Below are 14,538 nucleotides of genomic sequence, written 5' to 3' on the forward strand. Positions count from 1 at the left end.
AGTGTATTCTGCGACTTAAAGGTGTTGTGAGTTTACACTTTATTCTACAAAATCGCTTATTGTAGATATGACACAAACTACATAAAAAAAACGGATTTACCGTCTAATGAATTGTATAAGATTTTTTTGGTTTAATTACCTGTAGCTATTTTAGGATTTAGGAATTATTTTTTGTCCTGTAAATAATTAGACTGTTTATAAGTTGTGTAATGGCTCCTAACCCTAAATAAACAAAACCTGATATGGAAACAGCCATTCCTTCAAAACCTCCTACAACTAAAGGGCCAGATACGATACTAATAATGCCTAAAAAGATGAAAATAAGTGGACAAACAATTGCTATTCCTTTTTTGTTCTTTCTAAGAGCTATTACAAAAGTAACTAGAAGTATGAAGGTAATCCCGTAGCTTGCATAAGGAGAGAATAAAATATCCATTAAATCACCTCGTTCATAACAACAGTTTAAAAACCTATTTTACCATAAAAATCCAATAATTAGATTTAAATATCATTTTTCTATTCTCATTGTTCAGTATTTATTGCACAGTTCGAATACAATTTGCGTGTTGAACTATCCTGCCGCTTAAGTTCCATAAGAAAAAGCTGCCTTAAAGACAGCTCCATCTTCAGCTAACGCACCCGTTAGTTCATTAAGATTTATTGTAGAGTTGAAATAAATAGTGCAGTAAGGATTAATGCCAAAAGAGAAAAAAATTAATTTTTCTTATCATTTTCAAGTAAATCAATAATTCTATTGTAAATTCGTTTTATCAATAATCTTATGGAACTATCCTGACCCGATAATTCCATATGCAAAAGCAACTCCCTTATTCAAGTAAAGCACCTATTAGTTCAACAAGATTAGCTTATTATTTATTCACCCTCATCAATCTCATCTTCAAATTCAGAATTCGATACAATAAATTCTTTTAAGCTAGAAGCTAATTCTTCTAATTCTTCGGTTTCGTGATACCAAATATAAATTTTACCATCCATTACCGTATCAACAATCCGAAAACATAATATGTCCCCTGTACCATCTTCACCAATAGATATTAGGTCATCAGCCATTCTTTCATCTCTCACATCTTGATTTTGTCTTACAATATCATCCCAGGTTCTCTTTAAGTTTTTGGAGTCTTTAATAGGAAACAGAGTCCATACATCAATCTGAGCATTGTTAGATAGTTTAAAAAGTTCTTTGAATTGTTTGGGAAATACAACTCTTAATTGTTCTTCTGCTGATTTTATATCTACATCCGTAACACCAGGTTTTCTTGTGTCAATCAAATCGATTACATCATTCATTTAATACGTACCATCCCTTCAAATTCTTTTACATAAAACTTCTTGATTTTTCTTCAAAAACCTTATTCAGCTATCCTGACCCGATATTTCATAAGAAAAAGAGCAGCCAATTTCAAGAATATGAGATTAATTAGGAAAACTTGGAATTTAAGTTGTTGTATATTAAGATAGTATATGATGAATAATTTCCATAAATAGGAGGAGACATATGAAAAAGAAAATTCTACATACGGTACTTTCGATTGCAGTAGGAGCAGGGATACTATCCGTTGGTGGTGTTCCCGCCCAAGCTAAGAGTCAAAATCAGGAGATGAATGACACATACGCAATAGCTTTTAAAAGTGGATTACCAGAGAATTATCAAGAGGTAATACGGAAAGCTGGTGGTAAAGTAACCAAAGTTCTTCCCGAAGTTGGAGGAATAGAAGCTCAATCTGACGAGCCTTCTTTTCTTAAAAACCTAAAAAGTAATTCTTCAATTGAGGCTGCTAACAGAGAAATTCCCCTAACGTTAAACAAAACAGCAGTCAGCCCTTATAACTATGAGTCTAGTATCATCAGCCAGCAAAAATCAGAGAGTTATTGGGACTCCCAATGGGATATTCAAAGGGTGACCAACGACGGGAAATCATATGATTTAGAAACAGGCGGATATAAAAATAAAGATGGCAGTATTACTCATAAAGCAGTGGTGGGAGTGATTGATACTGGAATTGATGAGTCTCATCCTGACTTAAAGAATAATATAATAGGTGGACGTAATCTTGTTCCTGCTGGAATGGATGAATCTGAAACAGGTGATCCCACTGATATAAAAGATCGCAATGGGCACGGTACCCACGTTGCCGGGATCATTGGAGCAAATGGTAAAGTAAGCGGTGTAGGACCAGATTTAGGAATCCGATCCTATCGCGTATTATACTCAGAGCAAGCCCTTGGATTACCCACTTGGATTATAGATGGAATTATTGCAGCAACAAATGACAAGGTAGATGTTATTAATATGTCTCTTCGTTTCTATAATAATACCAAAATGACAATTGAGGGAGAAAGTTATAAATCAGTCGCTGAAACGTTACTTTGGAAGAGAGCAATTCAATATGCAGTAAAGAATGGAGTAACTGTAGTAGCCGGTAGTGGTAATGAAAGTTTAAATTTAGATGACAAGAAGGAAGTAAACGAATTTTTAAATAAAATGTATGAACCATATGGAATGAGCGTGAAAGGGCCTGCAACTGTGGTACCAGCACAAATGCCAGGAGTTATTAATGTGTCTGCCTCCACAAAATGGTCCACTCAACAGCTTGCTTTCTACTCTAATTTTGGAAACAGTGCTATTGACGTGGCAGCTCCTGGAGGAGATTACGGGCCTAAATATGCAGAAACCAATGATCCTGCGACGGCTGATCCTAGTAACTTAATCCTAAGTACTTGGCCTACCTATTTAGGTACTCCATATGAGTTTAATGCTGGCACTTCTATGGCCACTCCTCAAGTAGCTGGAATTGCAGGAGTTATTAAGGCAGCTCATCCGGAGTATAAACCTGCCCAAGTAACAGCACGTATTAAGCAAACAGCTATTGATTATGGAAAGAATGGACAAGATGCTTTATTTGGTTCAGGAGAAGCAAATGCTTATAGAGCATTAGAAAATATAAAGAAGTAGCTTATGCTTCTAAATAAGATGTAATATTAAAAGTACAAGGAAAGATTCTTGATCAGAAACTGCAACACGAACAGTAATTGGAAAAAATATATCCATAAAAAAACGCTTCTTTGCTCAACAAAGAAACTATATGCCCGAAATATAAAAAACAGAAACACATAAAATGCGTGAAGCCATATTCTAATTAACACAACTCACCAGTTAAAATTCATTCCCAACTTAATTGTTGGGATTTTTTTGTTTTATCTTAATTACAATTTCTAGTCCAAGTAAAAAAACATTTTCCAATTTGTGTTATGGAACTATCCTGCCCCGTTAGTTGCATAAGAAAAAGCTGCCTTAAAGACAGCTCCGATCTTCAGCTAACGCACCCGTTAGCTAAAAAACTTTCTCTAAATAAACGGATTCCAATCAGGGTCTATTATATCTTTCCCATTTGGCTTTCTTACAAACCCAATACAGCCTTCTTCGCATGCCCCAAACTTAACGAAGTTTTTTTGTGCTTGCCTTAATGAAACTTCATTAGCCCCGCCTTCGTAATCAGGGTCTCGAAATTGAACACCATCATCTTCCCAAAAGCATATTTTGCAAATTGCATATGTATCGGTAGGTTCTTCATCTAATGTTTTATATCCACAGCAAGGACAAGTATATTTCATACAATCACCTCGATCTTTTTATGAATTTTTACCATGCTTTCTTTTTCCACTATCCTGCCCCGATAGTTCCATAAGAAAAAGGCTGCCTTAAAGACAGCTCCGTTCTTCAGCTAACGAACCCGTTACCTGAAGAAATACATTGTATAAAACTACCTCATTGCACTTCCCAACATAACCATGCCAATAAATCCATATACAACTGTAACTCCCAAACCATACAAAACTAAGTTATCTTTTTTAACTAGTCTGATCAGTTCAAAGAAAGAAATTACAATCCGTATAACCAACAACAGTCCAAATATACATAAAAATGACATCCCGATAGTCATTGGAATCTCTGTCACTAACCTCATACCATCTGACTCATCATTTGAGATTACCCCGATCCCCATTCCAATATAAATCCACAAAAATGATCTCAATATCAATGTAAAGAATAAAATGTAGTAACGCTGAACATTAGGTGCTAAAGAAGAATCCACAGACGTTATCCATTTTATAAAATACTTGATACATAACCTACACGAAATAATAGGATGTAACCAGGCAAATATAAAATCTGTTTCATCGTCCTTAACATAAGAATTCTTTCCAAATGTCATTTTAATTATATTTGATTCGTTTTTCTTCTTTTTCTTCTTTTTCATCTTCAACAACCAATCTAATAGTCATAGTATAATTCGATATTCTTCAATCGAAATTATATCATAAACGAGAATAAAACTTTTCTGTGTTAAAGGATCATATATGTATAAACCAACATTAAATCACTTTTTTCCTTATTCAACTAACCTGCCCGTTAGTTAATTAAGGATAGTTTTTCACATTCAAAAGGCCACCAAATGATGGCCTTTTTTAAACACAGGTGGTGAAATAAAAAATGTTAACCTATTTAAAACTTTTGTGACATTACTTCTAATTTACTATGAAAATGAGGTTGACCGTGGGTAATGACCAAAGAGTAAAATGAAGACAAGCTTATGGTATTATAATCCGCCAAAAAGTCCTCTAATTCACTTCTAATACTATGGACAAATTCTTCGTTTTGTTCTGCCTGGATTTACGCCAATGTGTACAGAAGGAAGATAAGGACAAGTATCTTACCATTGAAATATCAGTTTACTGCTCCTTACGTTTATGAGGTATCAAGTCATTGGGGAATTGAGATTTCAGAATATTAGCTTCGCTTATTTTCGACATAAGCACGCGACTATAGACTTAAGTGAATTTTTTAAGTTAACAGAAACACCTTTGTACTCAAGGAATATGTTACATTTCGAGTTCTTACTGAAAGGAATTTCTTAATCAACACTAATGTTACCAAGGAATTTGTTTTCCATCTCTAAAGAACCCTCCGGAAGGTCCTTCAGGTCCGATCGTCGCTAGCCAAAGGATAGACTCCGCCGCTTGCTTTGGCGTTCTTGGAGCCGATGGTCCACCCATATCTGAGCTTACCCATCCCGGATCGACCGCGTTTATTTTGATATCATCTTTGATTTCTGCCGCTACCAATCGCGTCAATCCATTTATGGCAAGTTTAGACAACTTATATGCGCCTACTCCTTGATATGACATTTCACTCATCGATCCATATTCTGAAGAAACATTAATAATTCTCCCATAACCTTGCTTTTCCATGAGTGGAATAAAGGAATGAATCACATGGTAAACCCCAAAGAAATTAGTTGCCATCGTCCCCTCTAGAATTGAAGGTTCCATATTCAATAACTTTTCATTTTCACCCAAATAAACGCCACCATTATTTATCAATACGTCTAATCTTCCATACTTCTCATTTATTGCAACCGAAGCTTGATGGATGCTTTCTTGATTGGTGACATCCATCTCTACACACGAAACATCCAGATCTAACTCCTTAAGTTTTTGCGTAGCTTCATAACCTTTCATTGGATCCCGACTTGCCAAAATGACCTTAAAACCCTTCAACGCCAATTGCTTGACCAGCTCATATCCAATTCCCCGATTCCCGCCGGTGACAAGTGCAACTTGTTTATCGTGTGACATTTAACTCCTCCGTTTCTCGCCTAATAATAACCTTGGCTATAGGCTAGGTTAAGTTTTAGATTTGCTTTTTAATTAAAGTAACACCTGGAAATCCAATTGGACAGGCATGATAATTCAATAATGATCGAAAAATTGTTATACATTGTTGAATGAATACCTTATCTAGAAAGTTGTTTTATAGGACTGTACATGTAGTTTCTTAGTAAAATAAATACTACACTCAATAATAACGATAATAACCCCACTAGTATGACGTATTGTGTACCCATTTCTGATATAAATAATCCACCTACAGCTGTACCGATTGTTGTTCCTAAGTTAACGGATGATAAAAATAATCCATTAGCGAAATCGGGAGCTTCTGGGGCTGCAGACGTAATCCAATATTGATTAATATTAGTTCCTATACCAGCCAAAATTCCCCAAACTAAAGTAATGATAGCCATAGGTAAAGTAAACTGTCCTAATAAGAATAATATGATGTAAACGGCTCCCAATGCAAAAGGAAAAGATACTACAGATTTGATGGCATCTTTTGTAAGTAAATTCCCCGCCATAATGTTCCCAATAATATTTGCCCCTCCGAATATGACCAACATTAAACTAATTGATTTCCCAGAAATATTCGTAACAGTTTTAAGATACTCAGCAAGATAACTATACACCCCAAATACTGCTGAATTCAGTAAAATGACAGCAACAATGGAAAGCCATATAATTGGGGTTTTTAATACCGATAATTGAGCTCCGTAAGAAAGTCTTTCTTTAACAGGCATAGAAGGGAATAATACTAATGTAGCAATAAATACTATAGCGTTCACGATGGCGAAAAATGCCATTGATATTTGAAACGAAACTGTACTAGCAAGAAAACTTGCGATTGGTACACCGAGTACCATTCCCGCAGATACTCCAATAAAAACTTTTGAAACAACTTTTGGAGCTTCTTCCTTGCTAACTGAGTTAGCAGCCATTGTAAAAGCTGCTGAAAAATAGATTGGATGAAATATGGCTGGAATCACACGCGCAATTATTGCAATGGCAAAGTTAGATGTAAATATAGAAACAATGTTACCTGTAACGAAAATACCAAGTACTAGTAACATTGCCTTCTTTCGATTTATCCCCGAAAATAATAGCGGCATAGTTGGACCAGATACAGCAACAACAAGGGCAAAAAGACTCACCAGCAACCCTGCTTTTGATACACTGACATGAAAGTGATCAGCAATATAGGGTAATATCCCTATAACCCCCATTTCAGTATTTATGATGCCGAAGGCCCCTATGGTCAATGTGAATATAAGTAAATTATTTCGTTTAGACATAAAATAGATTTCCTTCTTTCTTTCTTGAAGTGTTATCTTCTAGTTGCGTAAAGGTGAGTTATTTAGGGAGCTATCTTCCCTTAATCAGTTAGTCAACTTTTTCAATTGTAACTGTAAAATCACTGTTGATATCTTGAAATTTCTCTACTCCAGATTCGATCTTCCCTAGTTTAATAAGCCCATCTGAATATCTAAAATCATTATAATATATAGCTAAATTTCCCCATGGAGCATAATAAGTGAAGTCTCCAGCTGTAGGGTCAATTCCTGATGGTGCCCCTTCAGTTGATAATTTATTTGATGGATAACTAATTTTTTCCGTACCTGCATAATCTTCAAATGTTAATGTAAGTGGGAGTAATGATAAAAAATCCTTACTTGTTTGATTATCATCCATGTTGACAATGACTTCTTCGTTGTTAAATGTTAATTTTATTCGTATATCTCCCATAGCATCTGCCCCTTCATTATCAAGTGTAGAATCCTGGCTATCCCCGCTGTTTGATTCATCAGCTGTCACTCCTTGTTTACTGCTTTGATGGATAGCCAAACTTTCTTCGCTACTTGTATTTCCTTCATTGGTCCTGCTATTGCAAGCTGTTAAAAACATTGAAGATACTGTGAGTGATAACAGTATCTGTTGGACGGTTTTATTCATTAAATTCCCCCAGTTTACTTATAAAAAAGTTCCGTATACAAATTAGTTCCTTTGTTAAAAAACGGCTCTTTGATTTGAGGCATTTTAAAATTTCATCAAAGCGTTTTTCTGAAAGTGGAGCAGTTGGCATGACTCCAGCATTTCTCAAAACGGTTAAATGAATGCAATTTTTTGATTATTGAGCAAACCAATTAAAAATGTTGATTATCTTTAGGGAAGTTAGGTGACCTAAATATGTCGAAAAAAGATAGAAGAATACCCAAAAGCCAAGAAGCCACACTAAAAAGGCTTTTATTGAACTGAAAATCCAAGTGTGAATCCGGACAAAAGTAGCGGGATTCACGCAGTGGATTTCACTCAAAGTACCATTGGCATGCAAAGCTACCTACGATCTTCCAACACAAGCCTTATTTTTTTTTTAGATTTTCTTTGAAGAAGGACCCGAGCTTGTCAAAGGGGATCAAATTCACACGGTCGTACAGATCCACATGACCTGCGCCCGGAACAATGTAGAGTTCCTTCGGTTCACCCGCCAGCTTGAAGGCGTCTTGGCTAAACTCTCTGGAATGAGCGTTTTCACCCGTGATGAAAAGCATAGGACGAGGAGAAATCGTCTCTATGTCTTCGAACGGGTAAAAATTCATGAACTTGACGTTACTGGTCAGCGTTGGGTGTGTCGTGAGTTCAGGTGACGAGTCCTTTGGAGTGAATTCACCTCTTGGAGTGCGGTAGAAGTCATAAAACTCACGTTCAATGGCAGTAGAGTTTTCATTTAGTTCATGTACTGTCCCACTTGTGTATTTAGTTTTACCGCCTGTGAACTCCACATAGCGTTGCTCCGTTGCCTCTTCGAGAATCTTCTTTCTCTGCTCGAGAGTCTGCGAGTGTTTAAGCCCGTTACGGTTGGCGGCACCCATATCGTACATACTGACAGTCGCAATGGCTTTCATGCGCGGGTCGATCTTGGCTGCGCTGATGGCAAAGCTCCCGCTTCCACAAATCCCGAGAACACCAATCCGATCCCTGTCAACAAACGACCGGGTGCCTAGGAAATCCATCGCAGCACTGAAATCCTCCGCATAGATATCCGGGGAAACCACGTTGCGAGGCTGACCCTCACTCTCTCCCCAAAAAGACAAATCCAAGGACAAAGTAACGAATCCCCGTTCAGCCATTTTGGTGGCATACAGCGTCGCACTTTGTTCTTTTACTGCGCCCATAGGATGCCCGACAATGATCGCGGGATTTTTGGTGTTCTTCTTCAAACCTTTGGGAATAAAAAGATTCCCTACAACATTCATGTTGTATTGATTTTTAAACTCAACCTTCTTTATGGTTACCTTGTTGCTCTTGTAAAAGTTGTCTGCTCCATTGGACATGTCCGGCGTGTATGCAGCGCCAACGCCTGTCGTGGATGCAACGATGGTCGCGGATAAAAGCAAGCCCAGTGTTATCACTGTGAGTACACGCGTGCTAATAGATTTTTTTTTCATTTTAAATTACCTCCCTTGTTATTTATTCTAGCGTCCTTTTTTCATATATCAAATACTCATATCTCATATCAAGATATGCTTTATAAGCATTTCTCAAACGGTTATACTATAACATTATAAAGGAGGAGTGCTATATGGAATTTAGAGTTTTGCGATATTTTCTTACGGTTGCAAGAGAAGGAAGCATTACGGGTGCTGCTGATTTTTTGCATGTTACACAGCCAACCTTGTCAAGACAATTAAAAGACCTTGAACGAGAGTTGGGGAAAAAATTATTTAATCGCAGCAGTCACAGTATCATCCTCACAGATGAAGGAATGCTCCTGCGGAAGAGAGCAGAAGAAATCATTGATATGGTCGATAAATTAGAGGCAGAATTTAGTTCAATGGAAGAAACAATAACTGGTGATGTTTATATAGGTGGTGGGGAAACAGACGCTATGAGAGAGATTGCACGAGTAGTAAAGGATTTACAGATAAGTTATCCAAATATTCGGTATCACCTCCACAGCGGAAACGAAGACGATGTGACTGAACGGCTTGACAAAGGATTTCTTGACTTTGGTATTTTAATTCAACCAGCTGATTTATCAAAATACAATTATATCGATATCCCAGTCAAGGATGTTTGGGGCGTTGTTATGAGGAAAGACAGTCCTCTTGCTTTCAAAGATACAGTTCAAGCAGTGGATTTATTAAATGTTCCGGTAATTTGTTCGCGACAGGTTATGAAACAGACATTTTCTAAAAATGAATTTGCGGATTGGTTTGGTGAAGATTTTGATAAATTAAATGTTGTGACTACATACAATCTTGCATATAATGCTGCCATTATGGTTGATGAGGGCATTGGTTATGCAGTAGTCCTAGATAAAATAGTGAATACGTCTATTCATAGTAACCTTTGTTTTAGACCGCTAGCGCCAAGACTTGAATCTGGCTTAAATATTGTTTGGAAAAAGCATCATGTTTTTTCCGCTGCTTCTGATATCTTTTTAAAAGAAATTCAGGAGAAATTTTCGAATTCTTTATCAGATATATAGTGTTTTCAGAACTAATGGTCCCTTCTTTGCAGCTGGTTTGAAAAAATAAATCACACAAAAAAGGGACAATACCATGAAAAATAGGTACTGTCCCTTTATTATTAATAGGCTTATAAAACTAAACTGCCCCGATAGTTGCATAAAGAAAGCTGCATTAAAGACAGCTCCAATTCTCAGCTAACGCACCCGTTATTTTAAGTGAAATCCTCACATACAACATTTTTATTGAAGAGAGAAGGACACATCCCCCTCCTCCCTCCTTAATAAATAAGAGAGATTTTTCATGCGGATAAATCTATAAAATCCTCTCTAATAAGTCCCCCACTTTTTTTGCCATTTCCTCTGGTGGATAAGGCATGCCATTTTTTAGCCACCATTCCACTACACCTACATAAGCATTTGCAACAAATTCGACAACTACATCTTCGTTTTGACCAAAATTTTTGCCTTTTGTTATATCCACGTCTTTTTTGAACTCTTCGATATTATGCTGAACAAACCGGCTGCGAAAGTACGGAGCTCCTTCACTCACCAACATCGTCGAAAAAAATAAATAATTGCTTTCAAGATATTCCATGCAGTGTACAGTCGATTCAATCCAATCCATTTCAGCTTCCGACTCACAAAGGTTAACCATGTTATTGATATGTTCTTCTATGATCTTATCCAACAGATCAAATTTATCCAAGTAATGAAGATAAACAGTTGCACGGTTAATATTTGCCCTGTCAGATATATCCTGAATGGTAATGCTATCGAAATTTTTTTCTGACATCAATTCAAGAAATGCATTTTTAATTGCATTTTGAGTTCTAACAATTCTTCTATCCACTTTTGCCATGTTATTAACACCATACTTTCCCTGAGATAGTCGACAATTTTTATTGATTTGTTGTTTAAACATCAAAACTGATTAAATTAACGATTTATATGCCTTGTTTTGTTTATATTTATATTTTAAATTATAGACAGATGTCGAGAAAACATCAATTGTAGTTTTATTTTAATTTGAAAGGATGAAAACTCGAAATGACAATTGAAAACAAAGTAATTATAATCACTGGAGCCTCATCTGGAATTGGTGAAGCAACTGCAAAATTATTGGCCAGTAAAGGTGCTAAAGTTGTTTTGGGCGCTCGTCGCGAAGACAAATTAAAAGCATTGACTGAGGAAATTCAAAAAGCTGGTGGACAAGCTGCCTATCGCGTCACAGATGTTGTTAATCCTGATGATAGTCAGCAGCTTGTTCAACAAGCTAAAGAGACTTTTGGTGGTGCCGATGTAATCTTCTTGAACGCTGGAATAATGCCTAATTCACCACTTTCCGAATTAAAAACCAACGAATGGAACAGTATGGTTGACGTTAATATTAAAGGTGTATTGAATGGTATCGCCGCAGTATTGCCAACATTTACATCGCAAAAGTCTGGACATATCATCACTACTTCATCAGTAGCTGGGCTTAAAGCTTACCCAGGCGGTGCGGTTTATGGCGCAACAAAGTGGGCTGTTCGTGATTTAATGGAAGTTTTGCGTATGGAATCTGCCCAAGAAGGTACTAACATCCGCACAGCTACTATTTATCCAGCAGCGATCAACACGGAATTGTTGGATACGATTACTGATAAGAATATTTCAGAAGGTATGACTGATTTGTACGAAAAATATGGTATCGCACCTGATCGAGTTGCAAATATTGTGGCATTCGCGATTGATCAGCCAGAAGATACTAACATTAATGAGTTTACAATTGGACCAACAAGTCAACCTTGGTAAAAAATTACAAGATGAGATAAAACTAAGAGCTATTCATTTTCTAAAGCTTAGGCTGTCGAGTAGACCTCGACAGCCTAAGCTTTATACTTTGAAATTTATTCAGAGGCAGGAACAAAGAGGAGTTCAAAAAAACTGATATCGTTTAAAAGGTCTGGATATTAATGGAGAAAACAGCCAAATGAAAACTGTAATCACTTATTGAAAAAGTTATCTAAATGATAGGTAAAGGCCTTAAATAACTCCCCTTTTACGAAACTACAAAATGACACTGTACTGAAAGAAGGAGATCCATTTTATGACTAAATGAAATAACTTGCTGATTTTCATATTGACCATAGGAGTTTTCGGCATCATAAATACCGAAATGGGGGTTATTTATATCAGGACTGGGTACACAATACGTCGTATTAGTGGGAATCCTATCATTGATACTAAGTTTGGCAACTATCTTACTTAGAAACTACATGTTTACTCCTACACAACAACTATCTAGATAAGCGATAAAGTAATTACTAGGAGCCATTAAGATATTCTTTGTTTTGTTTTTGCAATCATTTTTTCCCACTTCATTATCTTTTATTAATATAAACAAGGCTAAATTTTTCTTCGATTAAGAAAATGACAAAAAAAAAGATCTAGTACAAATGACTAGATTCTCTTTTTAATTTCTTCCCTTATTGATTCAATGATAGTACCTGATAAATTTGCTGGAAGAGATGAATTATCCTCAAAAACCCATGTATTAATTACTTCAAGATCTTCTTTTTTAAAAGTAATGCTATAATCTTTATATTTGTGAGTAAAATCAGCTGTAACCGATTCTTCACCATCAAACTCGTCATCAATAATCATATTTTTTATTTCATATGGCTTCACGATGTACTCTCCTTTTTATCATTCTTGTATATAGAATTGGCTTTATATGATTGTTTATTCATTTTTTTCACGCTAAACCAATTCATAAATCAAAAAGTCGATACCATCATTAACTTTGTGGTTATCTATAAGGGAGTTAAGTAGGTATAGTTGAGCATTCTTATTTTCTCTCCCTCACACTTCTTCATTATTCAGATAATAATACTTAAAAGGCGTCGTTTTTTACCCCTAGTTTCAGCTATTTATGTAATCTGGAGTTTAACAAATGTTGCATCTTTACAGAATCAATTAAGTTTGCAGGATTTAGTAACTCAGCCGCTTCCGCTTCACTTAAAAGTCCTTTTTCAACTGCTACTTCTCTTACTGTTAGTTTTCTTTCGTATGCTGCTAAAGCTACTTCGTTTGCTGCTTGATACCCGAAAAGAGAAGAAATAACCACGGACAAAGATAACGAACTTTCCGCATTATTCAAACAAACCATTTTATTTGCTTCAATACCATTTAGGCACTTTTCAGTAAACAGGGTAATGCATTTGGTCAAAATAGAAAATGAATCAAATATATTTTTTAAAATAATCGGTTCCCAGATGTTCAAATCCAGTTCGCCACGATCTACAGCGAAGGTAATTGCTTGATCATTTCCATAGACATCAAAACAAACTTGCATCATCATTTCAGGTATACATGGATTGATTTTCCCAGGCATAATGGAAGAACCGGGCTGTACCGCCGGCAATATGATTTCAGCGAATCCCGCCCTTGGTCCTGATGAAAGTAACCTTAAATCGCTAGCCATTTTTGATAATCCACTCGATAATCCTTTTAAACAAGAAGATATCTTTATATAAATGTCTGCATTTTGCAGTCCATCGAAAAAATTATCCATTTTGATAACAGCTACCTGTGATATCTCTGGTAAATACTCGTACATCTTTTCAGTATAGCCAGGCACTACTCCGATACCTGTCCCCACTGCAGTTGCACCTATTACAATAGACAAACAATCTTTTTGCCGTTTTTTCATTTCTATTATTTGTCTCTTGATAAAAGAATGATACCCGCTAAATTGCTGTCCTAGAGTAATTGGTACGGCATCTTGGAGACAAGTTCTTGCTATTTTTACATCACCTGAAAATTCATCCGTTTTATTCGCCAATGTTCGTTCGATTTTATTCAAACTGATTAATAAATCATCTATATAGAAAAAGCAAGCCATCTTCATTGCACTTGCAAGCACGTCATTCGTAGATTGAGACATGTTAACATGTTCATTTGGATGTATACAATCATATCCTTTATAACCAGTGAGTAATTCATTTGCCCGGTTGGCTATTACTTCGTTTACGTTCATATTTATTGAAATTCCTCCGCCAGCGTGATAAATGTCAACAGGAAATTGATTTTCCATTTCTCCATTCACTATTTCGTCTATCGCTTGGCATATTACATCTTTCTTCTCAGGATCCAGAGCTCCTACACTATGGTTAGACAATGCAGCTGCTTTTTTTATATAGGCCATGCTTTTTATTAAGTGGGGGTATAATTCTATCGTCAATCCGGAAATTGAAAAGTTCTGACAGGCCCGCGCCGTTTGTATTCCATAATAAACGTCTTCATCAATTTCCAATACTCCGATTAGATCTTTTTCAACTCGCATTTTATAATACTCCCTTCATTAACTATCAGAACAAAAAGAAAGGTGTTTA

General features: G+C 36.2%; 14 protein-coding genes and 1 pseudogene. 4 read left to right on the forward strand and 11 right to left on the reverse strand.

Going from position 1 to position 14,538, the window contains the following annotated elements; genetic code table 11:
• Positions 1–157: 157 nt before the first annotated feature.
• Entirely contained in the window at positions 158–436 is a 279-nt protein-coding gene (locus OSJ91_RS16565) for a YesK family protein (RefSeq protein WP_350299203.1), read from the reverse strand.
• 437 nt (positions 437–873) lie between these two features.
• The gene (locus OSJ91_RS16570; RefSeq protein ID WP_350299204.1) at positions 874–1,308 is read right to left on the reverse strand and encodes an SMI1/KNR4 family protein; all 435 of its coding nucleotides are present in this window, start codon (positions 1,306–1,308) and stop codon (positions 874–876) included.
• 208 nt (positions 1,309–1,516) lie between these two features.
• Here OSJ91_RS16570 and OSJ91_RS16575 point away from each other — a divergent pair, with 208 nt between their 5' ends.
• Positions 1,517–2,974: a S8 family serine peptidase gene (locus tag OSJ91_RS16575; protein ID WP_485890080.1), complete on the forward strand. Its 1,458-nt coding sequence runs from the start codon at positions 1,517–1,519 to the stop codon at positions 2,972–2,974.
• Between the two features lie 392 nt (positions 2,975–3,366).
• Here the strand turns inward: OSJ91_RS16575 and OSJ91_RS16580 are convergent, their stop codons facing one another.
• The 6 genes from OSJ91_RS16580 to OSJ91_RS16605 form a co-directional block, all read right to left on the reverse strand.
• Positions 3,367–3,633: a CPCC family cysteine-rich protein gene (locus OSJ91_RS16580; protein ID WP_350299206.1), complete on the reverse strand. Its 267-nt coding sequence runs from the start codon at positions 3,631–3,633 to the stop codon at positions 3,367–3,369.
• Between the two features lie 149 nt (positions 3,634–3,782).
• A complete protein-coding gene (locus tag OSJ91_RS16585) occupies positions 3,783–4,280 on the reverse strand; it encodes a hypothetical protein (protein WP_350299207.1) in 498 nt (165 codons plus the stop codon).
• 670 nt (positions 4,281–4,950) lie between these two features.
• Positions 4,951–5,658, reverse strand: coding sequence for an SDR family oxidoreductase (locus tag OSJ91_RS16590; RefSeq protein WP_350299208.1), 708 nt, complete (start codon positions 5,656–5,658; stop codon positions 4,951–4,953).
• A gap of 158 nt (positions 5,659–5,816) precedes the next feature.
• Positions 5,817–6,986 (reverse strand): MFS transporter, encoded by a 1,170-nt coding sequence (locus OSJ91_RS16595; RefSeq protein WP_485890081.1) that lies wholly within the window; start codon positions 6,984–6,986, stop codon positions 5,817–5,819.
• An 88-nt stretch (positions 6,987–7,074) separates the two neighbouring features.
• Entirely contained in the window at positions 7,075–7,644 is a 570-nt protein-coding gene (locus OSJ91_RS16600) for a cyclophilin-like fold protein (RefSeq protein ID WP_350299210.1), read from the reverse strand.
• 407 nt (positions 7,645–8,051) lie between these two features.
• Positions 8,052–9,137, reverse strand: coding sequence for an alpha/beta hydrolase (locus OSJ91_RS16605; RefSeq protein ID WP_485890082.1), 1,086 nt, complete (start codon positions 9,135–9,137; stop codon positions 8,052–8,054).
• Between the two features lie 134 nt (positions 9,138–9,271).
• Here OSJ91_RS16605 and OSJ91_RS16610 point away from each other — a divergent pair, with 134 nt between their 5' ends.
• Complete coding sequence (locus OSJ91_RS16610) at positions 9,272–10,180, forward strand: LysR family transcriptional regulator (protein WP_350299212.1); 909 nt, start codon at positions 9,272–9,274, stop codon at positions 10,178–10,180.
• 295 nt (positions 10,181–10,475) lie between these two features.
• Here OSJ91_RS16610 and OSJ91_RS16615 read toward each other — a convergent pair whose 3' ends face one another.
• Entirely contained in the window at positions 10,476–11,021 is a 546-nt protein-coding gene (locus OSJ91_RS16615) for a TetR/AcrR family transcriptional regulator C-terminal domain-containing protein (RefSeq protein ID WP_350299213.1), read from the reverse strand.
• 188 nt (positions 11,022–11,209) lie between these two features.
• Between OSJ91_RS16615 and OSJ91_RS16620 the strand changes: the two genes are divergently transcribed.
• Both OSJ91_RS16620 and OSJ91_RS16625 read left to right on the forward strand, forming a co-directional pair.
• Positions 11,210–11,956 carry an SDR family oxidoreductase gene (locus OSJ91_RS16620; protein ID WP_485890083.1) on the forward strand — a complete coding sequence of 249 codons (747 nt, stop codon included), beginning with the start codon at positions 11,210–11,212 and terminating at the stop codon, positions 11,954–11,956.
• Positions 11,957–12,324: 368 nt separating this feature from the next.
• A pseudogene (locus tag OSJ91_RS16625) lies at positions 12,325–12,453 on the forward strand (MFS transporter); the annotation flags it as partial.
• A gap of 151 nt (positions 12,454–12,604) precedes the next feature.
• On the opposite strand, the gene OSJ91_RS16630 reads toward OSJ91_RS16625, so the two are convergent.
• Positions 12,605–12,832: a hypothetical protein gene (locus OSJ91_RS16630; protein ID WP_350299215.1), complete on the reverse strand. Its 228-nt coding sequence runs from the start codon at positions 12,830–12,832 to the stop codon at positions 12,605–12,607.
• A 238-nt stretch (positions 12,833–13,070) separates the two neighbouring features.
• Positions 13,071–14,489 carry an aspartate ammonia-lyase gene (locus tag OSJ91_RS16635; RefSeq protein WP_485890084.1) on the reverse strand — a complete coding sequence of 473 codons (1,419 nt, stop codon included), beginning with the start codon at positions 14,487–14,489 and terminating at the stop codon, positions 13,071–13,073.
• Positions 14,490–14,538: the final 49 nt, after the last annotated feature.

This window comes from Bacillus sp. T-10(2022), from assembly GCF_056502895.1.